20 protein-coding genes are annotated in these 23062 nt (G+C 67.7%); 12 read left to right on the forward strand and 8 right to left on the reverse strand.

The genetic code is table 11. The features are described 5' to 3' along the window. Window positions 1-3: 3 nt before the first annotated feature. From KY572_RS45970 to KY572_RS45985, 4 genes are all read right to left on the reverse strand, one after another. A complete protein-coding gene (locus KY572_RS45970) occupies window positions 4-2361 on the reverse strand; it encodes an ABC transporter permease (protein WP_224250162.1) in 2358 nt (785 codons plus the stop codon). 2 nt (window positions 2362-2363) lie between these two features. Next, on the reverse strand, window positions 2364-3086 hold the full coding sequence (locus KY572_RS45975) for an ABC transporter ATP-binding protein (protein WP_224250163.1): 723 nt from the start codon (window positions 3084-3086) through the stop codon (window positions 2364-2366). 164 nt (window positions 3087-3250) lie between these two features. Continuing rightward, window positions 3251-3580, reverse strand: a complete 330-nt coding sequence (locus KY572_RS45980) for an ArsR/SmtB family transcription factor (RefSeq protein WP_224250164.1) — start codon at window positions 3578-3580, stop codon at window positions 3251-3253. Next, the gene (locus tag KY572_RS45985; RefSeq protein ID WP_224250165.1) at window positions 3580-4206 is read right to left on the reverse strand and encodes an SRPBCC family protein; all 627 of its coding nucleotides are present in this window, start codon (window positions 4204-4206) and stop codon (window positions 3580-3582) included. Before KY572_RS45985 ends, KY572_RS45980 begins: the two co-directional genes overlap by 1 nt. Window positions 4207-4426: 220 nt before the next feature. Here KY572_RS45985 and KY572_RS45990 point away from each other — a divergent pair, with 220 nt between their 5' ends. The 3 genes from KY572_RS45990 to KY572_RS46000 all read left to right on the forward strand — a co-directional run bounded on the left by KY572_RS45990 (window position 4427) and on the right by KY572_RS46000 (window position 7266). Continuing rightward, complete coding sequence (locus tag KY572_RS45990; protein ID WP_224250166.1) at window positions 4427-4816, forward strand: hypothetical protein; 390 nt, start codon at window positions 4427-4429, stop codon at window positions 4814-4816. Between the two features lie 63 nt (window positions 4817-4879). Beyond that, window positions 4880-5956, forward strand: coding sequence for a DUF6891 domain-containing protein (locus KY572_RS45995; RefSeq protein ID WP_224250167.1), 1077 nt, complete (start codon window positions 4880-4882; stop codon window positions 5954-5956). Window positions 5957-6183: 227 nt separating this feature from the next. After that, complete coding sequence (locus KY572_RS46000) at window positions 6184-7266, forward strand: hypothetical protein (RefSeq protein ID WP_224250168.1); 1083 nt, start codon at window positions 6184-6186, stop codon at window positions 7264-7266. Window positions 7267-7288: 22 nt separating this feature from the next. Here the strand turns inward: KY572_RS46000 and KY572_RS46005 are convergent, their stop codons facing one another. After that, window positions 7289-7777 (reverse strand): aldo/keto reductase, encoded by a 489-nt coding sequence (locus KY572_RS46005; protein WP_224250169.1) that lies wholly within the window; start codon window positions 7775-7777, stop codon window positions 7289-7291. A 233-nt stretch (window positions 7778-8010) separates the two neighbouring features. Between KY572_RS46005 and KY572_RS46010 the strand changes: the two genes are divergently transcribed. From KY572_RS46010 to KY572_RS46030, 4 genes are all read left to right on the forward strand, one after another. Continuing rightward, window positions 8011-8547, forward strand: coding sequence for a (2Fe-2S)-binding protein (locus tag KY572_RS46010; protein WP_224250170.1), 537 nt, complete (start codon window positions 8011-8013; stop codon window positions 8545-8547). Further along, entirely contained in the window at window positions 8544-9539 is a 996-nt protein-coding gene (locus tag KY572_RS46015) for an FAD binding domain-containing protein (protein ID WP_224250171.1), read from the forward strand. Before KY572_RS46010 ends, KY572_RS46015 begins: the two co-directional genes overlap by 4 nt. Further along, the gene (locus KY572_RS46020; RefSeq protein ID WP_224250172.1) at window positions 9536-11767 is read left to right on the forward strand and encodes a xanthine dehydrogenase family protein molybdopterin-binding subunit; all 2232 of its coding nucleotides are present in this window, start codon (window positions 9536-9538) and stop codon (window positions 11765-11767) included. The genes KY572_RS46015 and KY572_RS46020 overlap by 4 nt, the downstream gene beginning before the upstream one ends. A gap of 567 nt (window positions 11768-12334) precedes the next feature. After that, window positions 12335-14029, forward strand: a complete 1695-nt coding sequence (locus KY572_RS46030; protein WP_224250173.1) for a LysM peptidoglycan-binding domain-containing protein — start codon at window positions 12335-12337, stop codon at window positions 14027-14029. Window positions 14030-14061: 32 nt separating this feature from the next. On the opposite strand, the gene KY572_RS46035 is transcribed toward KY572_RS46030, so the two are convergent. Continuing rightward, a complete protein-coding gene (locus tag KY572_RS46035; RefSeq protein WP_224250174.1) occupies window positions 14062-14826 on the reverse strand; it encodes a family 16 glycosylhydrolase in 765 nt (254 codons plus the stop codon). A gap of 664 nt (window positions 14827-15490) precedes the next feature. On the opposite strand from KY572_RS46035, the gene KY572_RS46040 reads away from it, so the two are divergent. The 3 genes from KY572_RS46040 (at window position 15491) to KY572_RS46050 (ending at window position 20301) form a co-directional block, all read left to right on the forward strand. Continuing rightward, entirely contained in the window at window positions 15491-17881 is a 2391-nt protein-coding gene (locus tag KY572_RS46040) for a discoidin domain-containing protein (RefSeq protein WP_407660131.1), read from the forward strand. Window positions 17882-18009: 128 nt separating this feature from the next. Beyond that, window positions 18010-19227: a glycosyl hydrolase gene (locus KY572_RS46045; protein WP_224250176.1), complete on the forward strand. Its 1218-nt coding sequence runs from the start codon at window positions 18010-18012 to the stop codon at window positions 19225-19227. Between the two features lie 66 nt (window positions 19228-19293). Next, window positions 19294-20301, forward strand: a complete 1008-nt coding sequence (locus tag KY572_RS46050; RefSeq protein WP_224250177.1) for a glycosyltransferase family 32 protein — start codon at window positions 19294-19296, stop codon at window positions 20299-20301. A gap of 40 nt (window positions 20302-20341) precedes the next feature. Here the strand turns inward: KY572_RS46050 and KY572_RS46055 are convergent, their stop codons facing one another. Then, entirely contained in the window at window positions 20342-21082 is a 741-nt protein-coding gene (locus tag KY572_RS46055; protein ID WP_224250178.1) for a hypothetical protein, read from the reverse strand. A 170-nt stretch (window positions 21083-21252) separates the two neighbouring features. Between KY572_RS46055 and KY572_RS46060 the strand changes: the two genes are divergently transcribed. Continuing rightward, window positions 21253-21654 (forward strand): hypothetical protein, encoded by a 402-nt coding sequence (locus KY572_RS46060; RefSeq protein ID WP_224250179.1) that lies wholly within the window; start codon window positions 21253-21255, stop codon window positions 21652-21654. Here the strand turns inward: KY572_RS46060 and KY572_RS46065 are convergent. After that, window positions 21626-22135: a hypothetical protein gene (locus tag KY572_RS46065; protein WP_224250180.1), complete on the reverse strand. Its 510-nt coding sequence runs from the start codon at window positions 22133-22135 to the stop codon at window positions 21626-21628. The two genes, KY572_RS46060 and KY572_RS46065, sit on opposite strands and share 29 nt — an antisense overlap. A 546-nt stretch (window positions 22136-22681) precedes the next feature. On the opposite strand from KY572_RS46065, the gene KY572_RS46070 reads away from it, so the two are divergent. Then, window positions 22682-22990, forward strand: a complete 309-nt coding sequence (locus KY572_RS46070; RefSeq protein ID WP_224250181.1) for an FHA domain-containing protein — start codon at window positions 22682-22684, stop codon at window positions 22988-22990. Window positions 22991-23062: the final 72 nt, after the last annotated feature.

Here is a 23062-nt window from a genome sequence, read left to right on the forward strand (position 1 = left end):
AGCTCACTCCCGCATCTTGAGTACGGCGACCAGATCCAGCCGATCCAACTTGCGCCGCACGAGCAGCGCGCTCAGCGCTCCCGAGATCGCCACCGCCGCCGCGACGAAGGCATAGGTCCTCGGGGTGATGACCAATGGAATGCGGAGCGTCTCCGGCCCCATGACGGTGATGCTGAAGGCCGCCAGCCCGTAGCCGAGCACCAGCCCCACGGGGATGCCGACCACCACCTGCAGCCCCAGCTCTCCGAGCAGCCGCCCGGAGATCTCCCGGCGGGTGAAGCCGAGCACGCGCAGGCTCGCCAGCTCCCGCTCCTTCTCCGCGAGCAGGATGCGGGCCCCGTTGTAGACGACCCCGAAGGCGATGACCGCACCGAAGGCGGTGAGGAAGCCGCTGAACACCAGCAGCACCTGGCCAAAGGTCTCGTCGAAGACGCGGAGGATGGCGTGCTTGAGGGTGACCGCGCCCACGGCGGGGGTGGCCTTCAAGCGCGCGTAGAGCGCCGCTTCTTGACGTGGGTCCACCTTCAGCCAGGCCGCGGAAAGGGTGGGCCCCTCGGCCATGAGGCGGTTGAGCGTGCGCACGTCCATGTACGCCGACAACCCCACGTACTCGTCCACCACGCCAGCCACCTCCACGGACTCCTCACGCCACGCCCCCTCCAGCACCTGCATGCGCAGGCGGTCTCCCACGCGTACGCCCAGCCCCGTCGCCAACCGCTCGGAGAGCAGCAGCCCTTCGGCGGGCAGCTCCAGGGGCCGAGGCCCGGTGCCCCAGAGCGGATGCAGCCGCGAGTGCACGGGCAGGCCGAGCAGCTCCACCCGGCGGGAGCGGTTTCCCGCGCGCAGCAGCACGGTCACCGCGCGCAGCCCCTCGACGTCCAGGACACCCGGCAGGTGCCGTAGCTCGCGCGCGGCCCGCTCTGGCACGGGCCGCGTGAAGGCGACGGTGAGATCCTCGCGCTGCGCCTGGGAGAACTGGACGTCCAGCAGGTAGCCCATGGCGTCACCCCAGAAGGCCCCCACCAGGATGATGGCGGTGGCGGCGGCCACGCCCAGCGCCGAGAGCGCCGCGCGCAGCGGGCGCCGCGCCACACTGCGCACCACCATGCGCGCCTGCGGTGAGGACAGAGTGCCCACCAGCAGGCGCTCCAGGGCGGAGGGGCGGAAAACGGGTGGCGCGGGGGGCATCATCGCCTCCGCCGGGGCGAGCCGCACCACACGCCGGGCGGCGCCCAGCGTCCCCAGCGCGGAGGCCAGCAGACTGCCCCCCACCGCCGCCAGGGGAATCCACGGGTGCAGGGTGTAGAGCGTCTCGGGGAAGTGGAAGAAGAGCGAGTACATCTCCGCCCAAGCCCGCCCCAGCACCACGCCTACGGCGATGCCGAGCAGCGCGCCCGCCAGGGTGATGATACCCATCCACTCCAGGTAGTGCAGCGCCACCTGGCCGCTGCCGTACCCCAACGCCTTGAGTGTCCCGATCCGCGTGCGCTCGGTGTGGACGAGCCGGCCCACCACGATGTGGAGGAGGAAGGCCGCGACCGCGAGGAAGATGACGGGCAGGACGGTGGCCTCGACGCGCAGCTCCTCGAGCTCGTCGTCCACGTAGCGATAGGAGGCCTGCTCCGTCCGCCCATGGGCTCCCCGCCCGCCATGGGGGGCCAGCAGCGCATCGAGCCGCCGCAGCACCTCGGGCTCCGAGGCTCCCTCGGAGAGCGCGAGCACCACGTCATTGAAGCCGCCCTTCATGTCGAAGGCGGCGGCCAACGCGTCGCGGTCCATCCACAGCACGCCGAAGTGCGCGTCATCGGGGATGAAGGCGCCCGGACGAATGGCGGCGATGTACTCGGGCGAGAGCGCCACGCCCACGATGCGCAGCCGCTGGCGCCGGCCATTGAGCAGGGCGACGAGGGAGTCTCCCGGGGTGAGCCCATGCCAGCTGGCGAAGGACTCGTTCACCAGCACCTCGTCGTTCCGGCCGGGCTCGGGGAGTCGGCCGCTGCGCACATGGAGGCGGTTGAGGAGCGGCTGGTGGCCCGCGGGGATGGAGACGAACCGGCCCACCGCGGGCTCGGGCAGTTCCTCCATGTCGAGGATGACGTCCTGGACGATGCGCGTCTCCACGGTAGCGACTCCGGGCAGCGCGGCGATGCGGCGCGCGAGCGGCTCGGGGGCGCGCTCGAGCGAGGCGAACACGTCCGAGAAGCGCGTGCGCGCGTCATAGGCACGCCGGTTCTCGCTCAGGGAGCCATAGGTGCTGAGCGAGGCGACGAAGACGGCCACGCCGCAGGCCACCACCAGCCCGATGCTCAGGGCCTGCCCCTTCATGCGCGACAAGTCGCGCACCAGCTTGCGCTCGAGCATCCTCACCAGCGGAGGTCCTCGGGCCGGAGCTTGCGCGGGTTGGGCTCGATGCTGACGATGCACCCATCGGCGATGCGGATGACCCGGTCCGCCATGCCCGCGATGGACACGTTGTGGGTGATGATGGCGGTGGTGGTGCCCAGCTCGGAGTTGATGCGCGCGAGCGTCTCGAGGACGAGCTTGCCGGTGACGTAGTCCAGCGCGCCGGTGGGCTCGTCGCACAGGAGTAGATCCGGACGCTTGGCCACCGCCCGTGCGATGGCCACCCGCTGCTGCTCACCCCCGGAGAGCTGCGAAGGGAAGTGGCCCATCCGCTGCCCCAGCCCCACGAGCTGGAGCGCCTCCTCCGGCCGCAGGGGCTGCTGGGCGAGCTCCGTCACCAGTGCCACGTTCTCGCGGGCGGTGAGGCTGGGAATGAGGTTGTAGAACTGGAAGACGAAGCCCACGTGCTCGCGCCGGTAGCGGGTGAGTTCCCGCTCGTCGGCGTGGGCGAGATCGTGATCGCGATAGGTGATTTCGCCGCGGGTGGGGACGTCGAGCCCTCCGAGAATGTTGAGGAGCGTGGACTTGCCGCTCCCCGAGGGCCCGAGCAGGACGACGAACTCGCCCGAGTACAGGTCCAGGTCCACGCCCCTCAGCGCGTGCACCTCCACCTCGCCCGTGCGGTAGACCTTGGTGAGGCCCCGCGCCACGAGTACGGCCTGCTCAGGCTTCGGAGGTGCCATGTCTCAACCCACGGCCCCCACTCTGCGGAGCGGGAGGGGCGTTCGTACATGGCACACGGGGGCAACGCAGTGTTACTCGGTGAAGGGCTCGTCGGTCATGCGCCTGGTGTGGCGAACCTGGATGGTGCCGACTGCGGCGAACTCCCCGTGCGCTGACTGCTCGTTCACTCGCCCCGCTTCTTCTTGCCCCGCGCGACCTCGGTGGCCAGGGCCTCCAGCCGTGGCGTCCAGAACGCGCGGAAACGGTCCAGCCAGGCATCCACCTCCGCCAGCGGCGCGGCGTCCATGGCGTAGAGCCGCCGGGGCCCGTCCACCCGTACCGTGGCGAAGCCGCTCTCGCGCAGCACCTTCAGGTGCTGCGAGACCGCTGACTGGGTGATGCCGAACTCGCGCTGGACCACGGCCACGATCTCGCCCGAGGCGTGCTCGCCTTCCGCCAGCAATTCGAGGATGCGGCGGCGAACCGGATCGCCAAGGACGTCGAAGGCATGCATCAGCCGCCTGTATAGAACGCCGCCGTGCGCTCGGCCATCCCACGAGCCACATCCGGAGCCTCCCCGGCCGCCACATGGGCAGCGCCCCAGGCCTCGGCGCTCGCGCGCATGAAGGACTTTGCCTCATCGGAGGCCATCCAGGCGGCGTTGGCCTCGGGGGGTACGGATTCGCCGCCCTCGATGTGGAGGCCCAGGCCCAGGAAGCCCAGGTCCCACCCCACGCCCGTGGCGCCGGGCCCGAACTGCGTCCAGAACTGGGCGACGTCCGCGGAGTGCACGATGTGCTCGAGCGTCAGCCGCGTGTCCTTGCCCTCCGGTGCCAGGCGAACGTTCACCCAGCTCATGCCGCCACCCATCTCCCAGGTGACGTTGAAGGCGTTGGGCCGGTCGCAGCGCTTGATGGTCCCGCCAGCGTTGCCCTTGAGCTGATATCGCCCGCCCACGCGCAGCTCCCCCTCGATGGGCAGGAACCAGCGCGGGATGCGCTCGGCGTTGGTGAGGGCATCCCACAAGTCCTCCGCATCGGTGTGGTAGAGGCGGCTGGCGATCACCACGCGGGCCGGCTTGCCCTCATACTCACGCTCGGCGACCTCGCGCACCTCGGCTCCAATCTTCTTGTGCAGCATGCGTGAACCTCCCATTTGCCGGAACCATTACAGTCCGCGCTTATATTAGTCCACGCTTAAATAGCACATTCATGCGACGCTCTGACGTGCCGGACTCGCGCCGCCCTGCCCTATTGTCGCGATGTCTGAGGCACCACCTCCTCCAGAGGGCTCCTCCACGCTGGTGTGCTGTTTGCAGCGCCCTGCGGTGATGCCAGAGCAGGAAAGTCTGGGGCTCCGGGTGTGGCCCCTGTTGTGGACGCGCTACCACCGCAAGCTCGCGGACCGCTCCTGGCGGAGAGCGCTGGCGCGATTCATCGAGCGGCGCCTGCACGGCAAGCTCCCGAAAGGAGCCTGGGGAATCGGCTGTGTCGTCCGGAGTTCCTACTCGGCCGAGCGGCACATGGGCCCGCACAGCGCCGTGAAGCACCACTTCGAGGTGGTGTGCGGATGGTGGCGCGGGGGGAGGCTATGGGAGCGGGAGTCCTATCGCGCCGACGTGCGCTACGTGCCCGCCAGCGGCGAGTTCCACCTGCGCTCCGAGGAGTGGCGCATGCGGGAACTCCTGCTCGTGAAGGCGAGCAGGCGGCATGTCCACCGAAGAGCGTGGCTGCAGCTCCCGCTCTGCTGAAGCCGAGGATCGCGAGCCTGCAACCGGCCGTGTGTCGGGGGACGGCGTGTGTAGACTCTCCCCATGGCGACAGACGCTGAGCTGTTTGAGCGCCTCCGCGACAGGGTGGAGGCGCTGGTCCTGGGGGGCTATGGGGAGGAGTGGAAGGTGCTCGCCTCGATCGAGGAGCTCTTGCGGTACGAGCTGAGGGAGGATCGCGAAGCGCTCGACCAGCTCCTGGAGTACGCCCGGCGCCGCTTCGAGCAGCGCCGCGAGGAGGAGGCTCGCTGGACCGAGCCGACGATGAACGACCGGATCGACCGCGCCTTCGAGGAGCTGAATCGCCAGGGCATCATCGCCTTGCAGAACGCGGGCAACACCCTGTCGGAGGGCTGGACGGAGGTGGAGGCCGCCGCGAAGCTCAGCTACGAGCTCGTCCGGGGAGCCACCTTCTTCCATGGCCAGGACGTCGAGCGGGGAGCACTGGGCGGGGGCCTCATGCTCGCCTTCGATGCCTTCGAGGACGACCCGGGGCTGCGCGACGAGGCGCGCCTCGCCATTGCCCGCGAGATCCGAGACACGCTCGCGCGCCACGGCGTTCCGACGGAGTGGAACGGACGCCCGAAGGCGCGCATCCAGATCCTCCCCTTCGAGTGGCGCAAGCACCGCGAAGTCCCTCGCAAGGAGAAAGGCACCCTCGAGCAGCGAGTGCTGAGGCGGGTGATTCAGGAGAGGGGCGTGACCGAGGAGGCGGCGGCCGCGGCCCTCGCGCGTTTCATCCTCGAAGCGGCTCGGAAGGAGTACGGCGCGGGACGCGAGCTCGAGACCGTCTACGACCCGGAACGCGGAGTCGTGGAGCTCTTCCAGGCCATCAAGGTCGTGGAGCGGCTCTCAGACGACCCGGCCGTGTCCGAGAACGAGCGGACCCTGGCCCAGCTCGGTCCGCTCGGACTCGAAGTCGAGCCCGGCGACGAGCTGGTCCTGCAGCTCTTCTATCGTCCAGACGATGTCTACGAGGCCCGCGCGCAGGACTCGCAGTATGGCTGGATCCTCGGCCTGACCACCTCCGGACGCGAGCTGCTGCCGTGGACGGCGCGAGCGCTGCGGGACGGCATCCTCCGACACCTTCCCGCTACGGACCAGGGTGCTCCCCCCACGTGAATGCGGGCAGTGCCAGGGAGCTGTGACGTGGTGATCGTCGAGGGGGGCCAGACATGGAGCGCTACGTGGACACGGGCACGAAGCTCGAGCTCCCCATGGGCTCGCGGCAAGCAAGCCTGGGAGGCAGGCGAGCATTCCGCGCTTCACCTCTGGTATGACCAGGGAGCCCATGCTCCGCCACGAGCGGGCCGTTCCTCCACTGTCCCCTCCGGTCCCAGGAGCCCTCCATGCAGGAGCGTCTGCCGCCGCCCTCCGTCGCCCCCAACGAGTGGGAGATCATCGTCGACGCCAGTCAGGCCTTCACCCTCTCGATGCCGCGCGGCTGGCGGAACCGGGCCTGGCTCCACCAAGGGGGTCCCATCCCCCACCAGCTCGCGACAGCCCAGAGCCCCGGCGGGGAGACCGCGCTGTTCCTGGGCGACCCGACAATCCCCCAGTTCATCGATCCGTCCGGGGTGACGATGTTCGGCCCGCCTCCGGGGATGGTGGTGCAGCCGTACACCTCCATTGAGCACTTCCTGCCCGGCTACGCCCAGCACCGCTTCGGCGGGCTCCCCGGCTTCCGACCCGGCGCGATGGTGCCGTCGCCGGAGCTGTTCCGGCTGGCCAGCGAGTCGGCCCAGCGCGCGGGCGCGGCGCAGGCGTGGATTACGGCCGGCCGGCTCTCCTTCTCGTTCGACGAGGGGCCGCGCCGGGTGCAGGCGCTCGTCTTCGGCGTCTGCACGGGCGTCGCGCCGCTCTGGTTCGCCGAGGTGCACGGCGTCTCCACGGTGGGCAACCCGGAGGACTTCGCCCCGGCGCTGCTGGAGATGGTGGCCTCGCGGCGGGCGACCCCGGCCATGCAGCAACGTCAGATGCAGGAGCGCGCGCGGTCGGCCGCGCAGCACCAGGCCAACATGGCGTTGATCGAGCAGGGCACCGCCAACCTCCGGGCCAACCACCAGCAGAACATGGCGAACCTGCGAGGCATGGCGGCGAGCCACCAGGCGCACATGGCGTCCCTCCACGCGAGCCACGACGCGCACAACGCGGCCTGGCAGAGCCAGCAGGCGGCCCAGTCGGCGGCCCACCAGTCGTACATGCAGGCCTCCGCCTCCGACGACTCGCACCGCCGCTTCGTCAATGCCATCGCCGAGGAGCGCACCGTGGTCGACGGCGCGGGGAACACCTACCAGGTGGCTGACGGGTACGACCGCTACTTCCGCCGCCGCTCCGACGGCGCCTGGATCGGCACCCGGGACCATCGCGACCTGAGCGGCATTCCCGGGGTGAACCCCGACGACTACGACGAGGTGAAGATCAAGGTGTAGCCGTCGCGCGCATGCGCGGGCTTCACTTCCCGGGAGTCGGGGCGTGTGCCGGCAGGATTCCCTGCCGCTTCAGCTCCTGCCAGAACGAGGCGGGGATGGGCTGACGCATCAGCTCCGCGTTCTGGCGCACGCGCTCGGCGTTCTTGGCACCGGGGATGACCGAGGCCACGACGGGATGAGCGGCGCAGAACTGCAGGGCCGCCGCCTTGATGTCCACCCCGTGCTGCCGGCACAGGGCGGCGATCCTGTCACGCGCGGCCACGAGCTGAGGGCTGGCATCCGCGTACTCGAACTTGGAGCCCCCCGCCAGCAGACCGGAGTTGAAGGGCCCTCCCACGACGACCTTCACGCCGCGCGCGGCGCAGGCGGGGAACAGCGTGTCCAGCGCCGAGAGATCGAGCAGGCTGTAGCGCCCGGCGAGCAGGAACACGTCGGGATCCGACTCCTCCAGCGCTCGCTGGCAGGCCTCCACCCGATTCACTCCGAGGCCCCAGGCGCGGATGACACGCATGGGGCGTCAGTACCCGCGCGCGCCGAGCTTCGCCATTGGATTGACGAGGCCACGTTCGGCGAATGACGCCACTCCAGGTGGAGCCTGGCGACGGCCATCTTCCGTGCGCTTTCCGTCACTCGCGCACCCCGAGAGGTCCGCGACGGAACGGTTGACCACCACGCGGGCTCTCCATTTCGTCCCCCCATCACTATCCCGAATCCGCTGCGGGAATGGACCGGGAAGGTGCGCACATGAAGAGTTCAACCAGGAGTCCGGCGGCCGAAGCGCCGCCCGCGGAGGAGAGCTCGAAGCAACGACTCTCCCTCCGGATCAACGGCGCGGAGAAGCAGCTGGAGGTGGCGCCGTGGACCACCCTGCTGGATCTGCTGCGAGAGTCGCTCGACCTGACCGGCACCAAGAAGGGCTGCGACCATGGCCAGTGCGGCGCATGCACCGTCCTGGTCGACGGCAAGCCCATCAACTCCTGTCTGACGCTCGCCCTCATGCAGGAGGGCCGCGACGTCACGACGATTGAAGGCCTCGCCAAGGGCGACACGCTCCACCCCGTCCAGCAGGCGTTCATCGACCAGGATGCGTTCCAGTGCGGCTACTGCACCCCCGGGCAGATCTGCTCCGCCGTCGGGCTGCTGGCGCAGGGCCGGCTAGAGACGGAGGCGGACATCCGCGAGCTGATGAGCGGCAATCTCTGCCGCTGTGGCGCCTATTCCAACATCCGGGCGGCCATTCAGCAGGTGAAGCAGTCGCGCAACACGGGAGAGGGACAATGAACAGGTTCTCCTATATGCGCGCCGAGAGCATCCCCGAGGCCGTGGATCGCATCTCGAAGAACCCCACGGCCCGCTTCATCGGAGGGGGAACCAACCTCCTCGACCTGATGAAGGAGCACGTCACCCGTCCCACCGAGCTGATCGGCCTCTCGCACCTGCCCCTGAAGCAGATCGAGGAGACGGCGGACGGGGGCCTGCGAATCGGCGCGCTCGTCACGAACTCGGAGGCGGCCTACCACCCGCTCGTGGAGCAGCGCTACCCGCTGCTGTCCAAGGCCATCCTTGCGGGCGCCTCGCAGCAGCTGCGCAACATGGCGACGACGGGTGGCAACCTGCTCCAGCGCACGCGCTGCTATTACTTCTACGACACGGGCACGCCCTGCAACAAACGAGAGCCCGGCTCCGGCTGCGGCGCGAAGGAGGGCTTCAACCGCATCCACGCCATCCTGGGGACGAGCGAGCAGTGCATCGCCACCCATCCGTCCGACATGTGCGTGGCGCTGGCGGCGCTGGCGGCCGTCGTCCGGGTGACGGGCAAGAACGGCGAGCGCACGATTTCCTTCGCCGAGTTCCACCGGCTCCCCGGCGACACGCCGCACCTCGACACGAACCTGCGGCCCGACGAGCTCATCACCGCCGTGGAGCTGCCCCGTGAGGGCTTCGCCAGACACCACACCTACCTCAAGGTCCGGGACCGCGCGTCCTATGCCTTCGCGCTCGTCTCGGTCGCCGCCGCGCTCGAGCTGGAAGGAGACCGGATCCAGAGCGCCCGGCTCGCGCTCGGCGGGGTGGCGCACAAGCCCTGGAGAGACCCGGAGGCCGAGGCGGCGCTGACCGGAAAGCGCCCCAGCGTGGAGACCTTCCAGTCCATGGCCCAGGCACTGCTCCGGGACGCGAAGGGCTTTGGCCACAACACCTTCAAGGTCGAGCTGGCGAAGCGATCGGTCGTCCGGGCCCTGGCGCAGGCGTCCGGGCTGGAGGGACTGTCATGAAGACACCATCTTCTCTGCTTGGACAGCCGGTCAGCCGCGTGGACGGCCGCGCCAAGGTCACGGGTGAGGCCCGGTACGCCGGAGAGTTCAACGTCCCCGGGCTCCTCTACGGACAGGTGGTGTCGAGCACCATCGCCCGGGGGCGCATCAAGAAGATCGACGCGAGCGAGGCGCTCAGGCTCCCCGGAGTGCTGCAGGTCTTCACCCACGAGAACCGGCCCCGCCTCGCGTGGTTCGACCGGAAGTACCGTGACGACGATGCCCCCTCGGGCTCGCCATTCCGGCCGCTCCATGACGAGAAGATCGTCTACAGCGGCCAGCCCGTCGCGCTGGTCGTGGCCGAGACGTTCGAGCTGGCCCGCTACGCGGCGTCGCTCGTCCGCGTCGAATACGCCTCCAAGGCTCACGAGACGGACCTGCAGGTCCAGCGCAAGGAGGCGTACGTGCCCAGGCAGGGCAAGGGCGGGTTCGAGCCGCCGCCCAAGCCCTGGGGCCATGCGGACAAGGCCCTGGAGAAGGCCCACGCGCGCATCGACGTGGAGTACGAGACCCCCGTCGAGCACCACAACCCGATGGAGCCGCACGCCTCCACGGTCATCTACGAGGACGATGGCTCGCTCACCATCTACGACAAGACGCAGGGAGTGCTGAACACACAGACGTACGTCTCGAACGTGTTCGATCTGCCCAAGGAGCAGGTCCGCGTGCGCTCGCCCTTCGTGGGCGGGGCGTTCGGCTCGGGGCTTCGGCCGCAGTATCAGCTCTTCCTGGCCGTGCTCGCGGCGCGGGAGCTGAAGCGCTCGGTGCGCGTGACGCTGTCGCGCGAGCAGATGTTCACCTTCGGCCACCGCCCCGCCACGCTGCAGCGGGTCGCGCTCGGGGCCTCGGCGGACGGTACGCTCGAGGCGCTCATCCACGAGGCCGTCTCAGAGACGTCACGCTTCGAGGACTACATCGAGGTGGTCGTCAACTGGGCCGGCATGCTCTACCGGTGCGACAACGTCCGGCTCGACTACAAGGTCGCCTCGCTGGACTGCTACACGCCCCTGGACATGCGCGCACCGGGCGCGGCCGTGGGCGTCTTCGCGCTGGAGTGCGCGATGGACGAGCTGGCCCATCGGCTGGGCATGGACCCTGTCGCGCTGCGCCTCAAGAACTACAGCGAGCGCGACCAGAACAAGGACAAGCCCTACTCGAGCAAGGAGCTGCGCGCCTGCTACCAGCAGGGGGCCGAGCGGTTCGGCTGGGCCCGGCGCTCCCCTGCTCCCCGCTCGATGCGTGAGGGCAGGCAGCTGGTGGGCTGGGGCATGGCCACCGGCATCTGGGACGCGATGCAGCAGGCCGCGAGCGCGAGGGCGGTCCTGAGCATCGATGGCAGGCTCACCGTCAGCAGCGCCACCGCGGACATCGGCACGGGCACCTATACGGTGATGACGCAGATCGCCGCCGACACGCTGGGGCTGCCCCTCCAGGACGTCACCTTCAAGCTCGGCGACTCCTCGCTGCCCATGTCGCCCATCGAGGGCGGCTCGTGGACCGTGGCGTCCGTGGGGTCGGCGGTGAAGGAGGCGTGCGAGAAGGTCCGCGAGCAGGTGTTCAAGCTCGCCCGGAAGGTGAAGGGCTCACCGCTGGCCAAGGCGAGCCTGGAGGAGGTGTCCTTCTCGGACGGGAAGGTGCGGCTGAGCGCGGACCCGTCCCAGGCGGTCTCGATCGTGGAGGCCATGAGGCACGGAGAGGTCCTCAGCATCGAGGAGCAGGTGCTGGCCACCCCGGGCGCGAAGCAGCAGGCCTACACCCGCTGCACCCACTCCGCGGTGTTCGCCGAGGTGAAGGTCGACGAGGAGCTCGGCACGGTGCGCGTCACCCGCGTCGTCAGCGCCATCGCTGGGGGCCGGATCCTGAACCCGAAGACCGCCCGCAGTCAGATCCTCGGGGCAGTCGTCTGGGGAATCGGCATGGCACTGGAGGAAGAGACTGCGCTGGATCAGAAGCTCGGTCGCTTCATGAACCACAACCTGGCGGAGTACCACGTCCCGGTGAACGCGGACGTGCACGGCATCGACGTCCTCTTCGTCGACGAGGAGGACACGATCGTCAATCCGCTCGGAGCCAAGGGACTGGGAGAGATCGGCATCGTGGGCGTGGCGGCGGCCATCGCCAACGCCGTGTTCCACGCGACGGGAAAGCGGATCCGGAGCCTGCCCGTCACGCTCGACAAGGTGCTCTGAGCCGGGCGAGGCGACGCCGGGAGGCTGACCCTCCACCAGCTCCATGGCCAGGAAGTACTCGCCATCCACCTGTCCGAAGATGACCACGGGCTTGGTGATGCCCGGAGCGGCCGTGTAGCGCGCACGGTAGGCGTGCGCCCGGCCCCCAGCACCCAGGCGCTCGAACAGCACGTACTTCCCGAAGGGAGTGCCAGGAGCCTCACGCACGGGGCGGGAGCACACCAGCGGAGGCACCCCTCACCGTCGCTCCTGGCGCATCGTCAACCTGGCGTTGACGATGGATCAACCCTTTCGCTGTCGATGCGGACGCCGACGGTCTCTATCTTGGGTGCCGTCCACCCGATGCAATCAAGTGGATCACCCCACCCACAAACACATACTCCCCGACATGTTCCAGGTTCCGCCAGGGGTTTTCCCCCATGGGCGGCAAGCACCGCCTGGGGAAGTGGCTCCCCAGGAGGCCTAGCCCGCCGATGGCCTCCGCCGCGCGCAACCGAAAACACCATTCCACAGATAATGTTTTTGTGCTGACCGAGGCAACGGGCCCGGCCCCACAGGAGATCCCCGATGACGATCAAGAGCGCTTCCTTCAAGCCCCTGGAGCGGCCCTCCGCCCCCGCCTCCGCGCCCAGCGCACCTGCGGCGAGCCCCACTCCCAAGGGCCTGACGCGGCAGGCCAACACCTTCTCGGCGACACGCTACGAGCCTCCCTCCCGTCCGCCGGTGGCGCTGGACGGCGCGCCGAGCACACTGCGCAACGAGGTGCTGGGAGATGGGAAGAGCAACTGCCTCGAGCAGGCCGCCACCCTGGCGCGCCCGAGTGACTCCGTGTTGCTCTTCCGGGACGCGAATGATGGCGTCGGCCACGCCGTGGTGCAGCGCCCCAATGGCAGCGTGGTGGATCCGAACAACCCGAGCATCACCTACCCCGATGTCGGAAGCTGGCAGGCCGCTCACCCGGAGTACCACTCGCCCGCGAAGGTGCCGGCCTCGGCCCTGAAGCAGGTGCTGTCGCTGCCACCCGGGCCCAAGCGCGACGCCGCCATCTCCGCGCTCGGACTGTCGGGCGTGGCCAACCGCCAGGTCGCCGACACCGTACAGGCGGGCCAGGGAGGCCGGAGCGAGGATGGCCCCACGACGGAGTTCGGACATGCGCTCCACTCGGCCGCCGATCCCCGGTTCGGTCCCCACGGCGTGGAGAAGGTGCAGCACATCCTCGATCAGATCCGCCAGGAGCAGACGCCTGAGCCGCTGTCCATCGCCCTCCCGAGCCCGGGCGACATCATGGTCTGGGGACCCGATGCCGGAGATGCGAACTCTCCGGACGCCGTGCTCGGCCTGGCGGACAAGGCGGGGCACATGGCCGTCGTCGAGGACGTCCGGGACAACGGGAACGGAACGGTCACCCTCCAGGTCTCCGAGCGCAACTGGAACGGAACCAACGAGGAGACGATGCGAGAGATCACCCTGGCGGTAAACCGGGAGGACGGCTCCGTGACGATGCCGGGCGGAGCGGCGCTACCGGAGGGGGTCGGCTTCATCGCGCTGAACAACCCGCGCCCTGGCCCGAACCCCACCATCCGCGGGGAAGACTTCGTGGGCAGCCAATGGCAGTCCAGCCGCTTCCAGACGGGGGATGGCTGGGTGGAGTGCATGGGCTACATCCATGACCTGTCGCCGGGGTACGGTGCCCTCATCGAGGGGTTGGCGGGCGGCCGCAATCCGTTCAACGCCGGTGACATCGTGCCCAACAGCACCACGCCCGAGGTCGGCGGGCTGATGGTCTGGGCCAACAACGCGAGCGGCAACCAGGAGGTCCCGCCGGCGTACGGCAAGGGGCACGTCGCCTACCTCGAGGACGTGCAGCGCAACTACGATCCGCCGGGAGACCCCACGGGCCGGCTCGTCTCGTACACGCTCACGATCAGCGAGGCCAACGCTCGGGGCAACAACCCGGATGAAGTCACCCTGAGGACCTTCACCGTCTCCGCGGACGCCAATGGCCAGATCCAGCTGCCCCCGGGCGTGGGCTTCTACGACACGGGGATGGTGGCCGGCGCCCCCAGCCCCGCCTCCTCTTCCGGGGGCGCTCCCTCCAGCGCCGTGGACACCACCGCGACGAGCTACACCATCCAGCCAGGCGACACCCTGGTGGCCATTGCCAACCGCATGGGTGTGAGCGTTGCAGCGATCGCGGCGGCCAACGGCATCACGGACATCCACCGCATCTACGCGGATCAGGTCCTCACGATTCCTCGCTGACCGGGCCCTGCCTCCTGGCCGTGAGCACCCGCTCAGTTCCTGTACCACTGCACCGAGTCGTACACCGCGCTCACGGGGCCTGTGTAGTTCAGCGGCCCCAGCCAGGAGACGGCCGTCAGGCTCGTCCAGATGTTCATGACGATGTGCCCGCCGCGACGAGGGAGCGTCTCCTGCGAGCCCGTCACCCTGTGCCGCAGCACCCCGTCCACGTACCATTCGATGCTGTTGGCCCTCCATTGGATGGCGTAGGTGTGGAACGCTGCGGAAGCATCGAAGCCGAGCGGAACCATGACCTCGTTCCCTCCGACGCCCTCCTTCCAGTAGTTGATCTGCATCCGCGTCGTGTCCTTGCCCAGGAACTCGATGTCGATCTCGTCGCGCGGGTAGGGGTTGTAGATGAAGAAGGAAGAGACGAGGCCACTGCCCTTGGCCGCCTTCATGCGCACTTCGTAGTACCCATAGCCGTAGCGGAGCTCGCTCTTGTATTCCGCCCCGGCATAGGGCTCCGCGGCGCACGCCAACGGGCAGCCGATGTCGTCCAGCGTGAGCGTCATCGTCCCGCCGCCAAAGCTCACGTTGGAGGCTCGCCAACCCGCATCGAAGATGCCTCCATTGGAGTACCGGTCGGACACGTTCCACAGCACCGTGTTGAAGGCATTGAAGTCATCGCTGAGGCCTCCTTTCTGCGACTGATCGATGGCGCCCTGCGCCTCGGCGTCCTCTTCCTGGGTGGAGGGAGCGCAAGCCCCCGCGATGATGAACAGCACGCCGAACACGGCAAGGTGGGAGGTTCGCATGAGCCTCTCCCTGAGCAAGCACCAGGCCAGCAGCGCTCACCTCTCTCCGGCTCCGCCAGCGTGCCCCGAGCCCTGTTGGCTCTCGCGACACCGATGCGCCGGGCAACAGCGGCGCGCGGGTTGAGCAGCGGACAGTTCTCGGAACGCGTGGGGCTCCAGCTCGGCTGCGCGTGAAAGCGCCTTCATCAAATTCCCCCCTGGCAAGAGTCCGTGAGAACCCAGACAAGGATTGACGGAGTTTTTTACAGGATTTGACGCATAAAGCCATCCATCCTTGACGCAGCAAGCCATTGAGCCGCGGCTCGGACTGTCAGGCTTTCCCCCTGATTTTCTTGTACTTCCAGTCCTGCGCCACCCGAGGGAGCGTCTTTCTGAATGCGGTTTCAAAAGAGGCTTTACTCGCGGATAAATCCCGTTTACATATCTTTTCGAAGTTTCCAGCGAGCACCGCTTGAGCTGGGAGCTTTTGACGCAGCGCAAAACACACACCTCAAAACCTCGGCAGACACAGCAGCTCCAGGGAGACCCGGAGCCAGTCGGAGACGTGCGCCTTCGGCACGGAGACACGATGGGAGGAAACGCAATGGTCAGGAAGACGGTATCAACGCTCTCCGCGTTGGCCACAGCAGCCAGTCTTGCTTTGTATCCGGGTGTCTCCTCAGCCGTGCCCGTGTCCGAAGCCAACACGACGATCTTCGGGCCTCGGGTCTACGTCTTCGACACGTCGATGCCGGCCGGCGACATCACGAACCTGGCGACCACCATCTTCAACGGGCAGGCCGCCGCTGAGTTCAGCAGCAACCGGTACGCGCTGCTCTTCAAGCCGGGCACGTACAACGTCAACTTCAACGTCGGCTTCTATACCCACGTGGCCGGCCTGGGGCAGAACCCCGGCGACGTGCACATCACCGGCGGCGTCAACGTGAACGCCGACTGGGACAACGGCAACGCCACCCGCAACTTCTGGCGCGCCCTGGAGAACTACGCCGTCACCCCGTCCAATGGTCAGACGCAGATCGCCGTCTCGCAGGCCGCCCCGCTGCGCCGTCTGCACATCCGTGGCGAGCTGCACCTGTTCGACTTCGACTCGAACTGGAACGCCGGCTGGGCCAGCGGCGGCTTCCTCGCCGACTCCATCGTGGACGGGCTCGTCGTCCCCGCCTCGCAGCAGCAGTGGTTCTCCCGCAACAGCAGCTGGGGAAGCTGGAACAACGGCGTGTGGAACATGGTGTTCCTGGGCTGCAGCAACCCGCCGGCCGGACAGTTCCCCGAGCCGCCCTACACCACCATCGCTCGGACGCCCATCATCCGGGAGAAGCCCTACCTCTACATCAGCAACGCGGGCCAGTATCAGGTGTTCGTCCCCGCGCTGCAGACGGACACGCTGGGCGTGAGCTGGGCCACCAGCTCCACGCCGGGCACCTCCATCCCCATCGATCAGTTCTACATCGCCCGTCCGGAGACCTCCACGGCCGCGGCCATCAACACCGCGCTGAGCCAGGGCAAGCACCTGCTGTTCACCCCGGGCATCTACCAGCTGAGCGAGACGATCCGCGTCAACAACGCGAACACCGTCGTGCTGGGCATCGGCATCCCCACCCTGGTGCCTACCAACGGGCAGATCGCCATGGCGATCGCCGACGTGCCGGGCGTGAAGGTGGCCGGGCTGACCTTCGACGGCGGTCCGATCAACTCGCCCACCATGCTGGAGGTCGGTCCCACGGGAGCCTCGGGCAACCACTCGGCCAACCCCACCTCGCTGCACGACATCACCGTGCGGACCGGTGGCGCCACCAACGGGCGCTATGACGTCGGCATCAAGATCAACAGCCACCACGTCATCGGCGATCACTTCTGGCTGTGGCGCGCCGACCACGGCGCGGGCGCCGCGTGGACGTCCAACGTCTCGAAGAACGGCCTGGTCGTGAACGGCAACAACGTCACGCTGTACGGCCTCTTCAACGAGCACCACAACGAGTACCAGACGCTGTGGAATGGCAACAACGGCCGCACCTACTTCTACCAGTCCGAGATTCCCTACGATCCGCCGAACCAGGCGGTGTGGATGAGCCACAACGGCACGAAGAACGGCTGGGCGTCGTACAAGGTCGCCGACCACGTGGCCAACCACGAGGCCTGGGGCCTGGGCGTGTACTCCTACTTCCGTGATGCGGCCGTGAAGCTGGAGACCGCGATCGAGGCGCCCAACACCCAGGGCATCAAGTTCCACAGCATGACGACCATCTGGCTGAACGGCGTGGCGGGCAGTGAGATCACCCACGTCATCAACGGCCAGGGCGGTCGGGTCTACGCCAACACCCCCGCGGAGGCCATGCGGCAGACCATCGCGAACTGGACGGGGACCGGCGCCGCCGACACCCAGGCGCCGAGCACGCCGGCGAGCCTGACGGCGACGGCCGTGTCCAGCAGCCAGATCAACCTGAGCTGGGGCGCGTCGACGGACAACGTGGGCGTCGCTGGCTACAACGTCTACCGCGGCGGCACGCTGGTCGGCGCTCCTGGCTCGAACTCCTACAGCGACACGGGGCTGACGGCGTCGACGGTCTACAGCTACACGGTCCGGGCGAGGGATGCGGCCGGCAACCTGTCGGCCAACAGCAACTCCGCCAGCGCCACCACGCAGCCTGGCGGTGGCACGGGCGCGCCGCTGGTGCGCACGGGCTGGACGGGCACCTCGTCTCCGGCGAGCAGCGAGCCGGTGTCGGCCCTCTTCGACGGCAACCTGGCCACGCGCTGGACCACGGGCGTGCCGATGGCCAACGGCCAGTCGCTGACCGTGGACATGCAGGGGGTGAAGACCTTCAACAAGATCGTGATGAACTCCACCGGCAGCGACCTGGACTATGCCCGGGGCTACCAGGTGTTCGTCTCGAACGACGGCACGAGCTGGGGCAGCGCGATTGCCACCGGAACGGGCACCGGCCCGGTCGTGACGGTCACCTTCACCACGCGCAACGCCCGCTACATCCGCGTGGTGCAGACCGGCTCGAACTCGTCCTGGTGGTCCATGCGTGAGTTCGACGTCTACTACTGACGAGGCGCTTCACCCCATGCAGTGAGCCGGCCCTGCTCTCGCGCAGGGCCGGAGGAGGCGAGTCCTGACGGCGTCAGGCTCGCCTCTTCGTGCATCTACCCCCCGGTATCCGAAAAGAGGGATTGGACATGAGAGCACTTGGGATCTTCTTCCTGCTGCTGACCGCCTTCCACACCGCGCACGCGCAGCCCCAGAGCGCCAAGCGAGGGCTCGGCTACGGCTACCACTCGGCGGAGGACATGCTCGCCCTCTCCCGGGGAATGAGCTGGTGGTACAACTGGTCACCGAAGCCCGACTCGGGAGCCGCGGGGGTCTACCAGTCCGCGGGCGTGGCCTTCGTCCCCATGGTCTGGGGAGGCACGCCCAATGCCGACCAGGTGGCGGCCGCCATCCCCGCGGGGGCCCAGTACCTGCTCGGGTTCAACGAGCCCAACTTCCGGAGCCAGGCGAACATGACGCCGAGCCGGGCCGCGGCCTTGTGGCCCATCCTGGAGGAGGTGGCCCGGCGCAAGAACCTGAAGCTGGTCTCGCCGGCGGTGAACTACTGCGGCGACTGCGTCTCGGAGGGCGGCGTGACGTACTCGGATCCCGTCACCTACCTGGATGCGTTCTTCGCCGCCTGCACGAACTGCAAGGTCGACTACATCGCGGTTCACTGGTACGCCTGCGATGTCGGGGCGCTCCAGTGGTACATCGGGCGCTTCAAGAAGTACAACAAGCCCATCTGGCTGACCGAGTTCGCGTGCGGAGACATGCCGCACGATCAGATCACCCTGGCGATCCAGAAGCAGTACATGACGGCCGCGGTCAACTACCTGGAGAACGAGCCCGCCGTCTTCCGCTACGCCTGGTTCTCCGGCCGCAACAACGAGATCCCCCACATCAACCTGCTGGGGAACTCCGGGCAGCTGACCGAGCTGGGGCAGCTCTATGTCAACCTGCCGTTCAGCGGCTCCTCGAGCGGCCGGTTGACGCCCGTGGCGGCGCTGTCCTCCTCCAGCGAGAATGGCGGCACGCTCCCGGCCAACGCCGTGGACGGGAACCTGGGCACGCGGTGGAGCAGCGCCTTCGCCGATCCGCAGTACCTCCTGCTGGACTTCGGCTCCAGCAAGAGCTTCTCGCGGGTGCGGATCAACTGGGAGGCCGCCTACGGCAGGGACTACCAGCTCCAGGTCTCCAACGACCTCTCCACCTGGACGACGCTCAGCTCGGTGGTGAACGGGGATGGTGGCGTGGATGAGCTCACCGGCCTGTCCGGCGCTGGCCGGTACTTGCGCATCCACGGAACCCGCCGGGCCACGGGGTACGGGTACTCCATCTTCGAGGTGGAGGTCTACGGGGGCTGAGCGTGAGCCTTGTCCCCCTACATCGTCCTCACCTAGCGTGAACCTCCCCCTCTCGCGGAGCGCCCCATGCTCGTGCACACCATCTGGTCCGGCGGCAAGCTGCCCCCCTGGGCCCTCGAAGGACTGGAGACCATTCGCAAGGCCACCCCTCGGCATGACCACCTGCTCTGGGCCGTCCCCAAGGAGAAGGGCACGAGCATCAAGGCGCCTCGCTGGAACACCATGCAGCTGTCACAGCTCTGGCTGCAGGACTTCAAGTTCCTCGACCCGTACGACGACGACACGCTCTACGACATCATCCAGTTCGAGCTGAAGTACGGGGGCTTCTCGGCCATCAAGGACCTGCTGGAGTTCGTCGTCCTGTACCTCTACGGCGGCCTGTACCTCGACCTGTCCATGCGCTCGCTCACCTCCGAGGACCGGGGCGCCGCGATCCAGAAGACCATCCCCATGTCCGCGTGGGATCCCTCCACGGAGACCTCGGAGGTTCGGCTGCCCCAGGTGGACTCGGGGCTGCTCGTCGCGCGGCGGGTCCTCAGCCCCTCGTACGAGCTCTACGTCACGGACTCCGCGCGCGACAGCACGTACCGGGACATGACCACCTGGGACAAGCGCGACAACCCTCACGCCGCCATGGGGTTCCCGCACCTGGACGTCTGGGCCTGCTACGCGAAGCCCCAGTCGACGGTCATGAAGAACGCGGCTGCCTTCATGATCAGCCGCTACATGACCCTGGTCAACTCCTCGCTCGGCACCGCGCCCTCCGACCAGACCATCACAGTCCCGGACAACCAGCGCTCGCGCTTCACGTTCACCACGGTGGGCAGGTACACGGAGCTGGGCGCCAAGACGAGCGGCGCCCCCGAGGACAAGGAATACCGCAATCAGATCATCGGCAAGACGGTGATGTCGGCCATCTACGACGCCCTGGCCGCCAGGTACGTGGACGAGCGGACCCAGCAGGTTCCCCAGAGCCAGTGGGACGGGCTCATCTGGAAGACGGCGAAGGCGGACGGTGGCTACGCCTGCCCCGCGCTCGGCCTGACCAAGCTGCACAAGGGCAGCTGGCGCTGAGGCGCTTCACCACCTTCATCCCCGGCTCGCCGGTGCGCGGCTATTGCTCCGGGCCCTGGATGAGCAGCTCGCCTCCCGGGGCTGCCGACTCGTTACCCGCCATGTCCACCGCCATGAGCCGCACCGAGTAGCGCACGCCCTCTTGGAGCTCGAAGCCTCCGCTGCACATGCCATGGCCGATCCGCACCTGCTGCATGGAAGGGGTGAGGCGGAAGCGCACGGGCTCGCCTCCCTCGGCGCGTTTCACCTCGGCGAGGATCTGCACCTGGGAACGCTCGTCCTCCACGGCCGCTGACACGTCGACGTGAATCGCGGGACCACATCCGAAGTGCACGACCTTCTGTCCCGTGGCGCGCGGCGCCTCGTGCCAGCGGGGAGGTGTCAGGTCCGCGGGAGAGACCGTCCAGGCCATGGCCAGGATTTCATCACCCCTCGACGAGATCTCGGGACGCAGGACGGGGATCTTCGCGCTCACTGGCCGCGTGAGGCGTAGCGTGTAGCGCATGCCGGGCTTCAGCGGTCGTTCTGGCTGGAGGACGGCCTGGGTCAGCCGCTTCTCTCCGCGATAGACAGCGATGACGTTCAGGTGAACCTCTTCCTCGTCGGAGACGAGACGGGGGGAGCGTTCGGCGATGCGGGAGACCTGCTCCTGGAGCTCTCCGTACCCCTCGATGACCAGCTGTCCATTGGCTGGCAGGCGGCGGTCGAGTGGTGGCCAGACGGAGACGTTCCAGTCGAAGCAGTCTGCGAGGACGAGCCGAGGCAGGAAGACAGCCAACATGGCGAGGGCACGGTTCATATCAGGAGAGATAGCAGAAGTGCTCCGCCGCTCCGCACCTGCCCTCTCGACACTGAAGTTTCCCCGGCTCCATCCCCTCCCAAGTATGCTCCATCCGCTCAGGGTGGCTACCGAGAGGCTTGAGAGTGCCAGGTCCATATTATGCGTTGAGGGTGGAAGATCCCGACGTCGGCCAGCGTGCCCGCCTCGTCTATACGCGTGATCACCCACTGCGGAGCTGGATGACGGGCTCCCGCTTCGACAGACCACCGCCCGAGCCCATCCTGCTGAAGTTGCGTGGTACCGATGAGGAGGGTTGGGTACTTGGCGATCTGTGGCTCACGCCCATCACGGTGATGTCCAAACGCTTGCATGAGGCCTTGCTTCAGGCGAGCGTGGATAACCTCGACACCTATGCCGTTGAGCTGCACGACCCCGTGAGCGGTACGGTCTGCAACGACTTCGTCGCATTCAACCTCGTCGGCAAGAGAGCTGCTGCCGACGCAAGCAAGACACAGATGTTCAGACTGGCAGAGGCGGTCAACGTCATCGTTGTGAGGGATTTTTCCCCTTGATGGTCTCCTTCACCTGATTCTCGGCCTCGAGGGTGTACGGGGAGCCAGGGCCCTCCTTGATGGTGAGCTGGCCTTTCTTGTCCGGAGTCAGCTCGGTGCCGGGCTTCTTCTGGGCCAGGTCGATGCCCAGCGCGGCCAGCGCCTTCTTGGCCTTCTCGAGCCGCTCCTTGGCCTTCTTCGGCGGAGTGCACTCGCCGCTGTCCTGGATGTCGAACCAGGTGGGCTTCTTGTCCTTGTCGTACACCCCCAGCATCAGCGAGCCGCGGAACTTCTCGCCCTGGTGGTTCACATAGCCCGGGCAGAAGGGTTCGTCCTCGGCTTCCATGCCCGTGGTCTCGTCGGTGTACACGCGCACCGCGAAGCGCTGCTCGTCCGCGGACCAGCCGATGATCTGGAGCGATTCCTTGTCGGCCCACGCGGGCAGGGCTGCGGTCAGGAGGGCAAGGAGACTGACGGCGAGACGGGAGGAGGGGATGGGCATGGGGTTCCTCGACGATAAATCAAGGATTTCAACCTTCTGACAAGTCCCGATGAATTGGGCGAGTATCGATGGCTGCCCGAGGGAAGACGTGAATCATTTCTGACCTACCGGTAACGCATTGAGCTCACGTCGGATCGTTCTCGCGCCCCATCCCGTCTCGTCGCGTTCTTGTCCCCGCTGGAGGGTCACAGTGGGGCACATGCGGCCCAACTGCTCCGTTTCGCTCTGGCGCGGCGTGATGGGACTGCGAAGGTATTGCTCCGAGGTGCCCGCGGTCACCCGTGAGCCGCCGCTGTCCACCGCCACGGACGCGCCGGCCGCCACGCGAACCACCGCGCACCCCTCCACCGTCACCATGGCACGCAGGCTCATATTCCCGCTGATGAGGTGCGGACTGGAGGCAACCCACGTCTTTCCGAGGGCCACGCCACCACCATAGCCGGGAAACCGGCCACTGGTTGCGTGGCGCCACTGTGTCCACCGTCTGTTCGTGGAGACAGCGTTCTGCGATGCTGGGGCTCTCCCGCAGGGCTTCAGGGAGCCGTCATGGCCGTTCCACTGACCATCAAGGTCTTCCAGCGCGGTGAGCTCGTCGAGACCCATCGGTGCGAGCTCGACCTCATCAAGATCGGCAGGAGGCTCGATGCCGATGTGCTCGTGAAGGACGAAAAGGTGGGCCGCGTCCACTGTGTCATCAGGACCGAGGCCAACGGCGCTGTGTTCCTCGAGGACTGGAGCTCCCACCATGGCACGCACGTCCGTGGCCAGCAGTGGATCAAGAAGATCCCTCTCCCCTTTGGGGAGGAGATCCTCCTGGGCGATACCTGCTTGATCGTGGAGAAGGCCGACGCCTAAGTAGGTAGGCAAAAGTTCCTGACACAAGAGCCGGGAGGGGCCTACGTTGGAGGGATGCAGAAGGGACGAGGC

It is taken from the genome of Hyalangium gracile, from assembly GCF_020103725.1.
GTDB lineage: Bacteria > Myxococcota > Myxococcia > Myxococcales > Myxococcaceae > Hyalangium > Hyalangium gracile.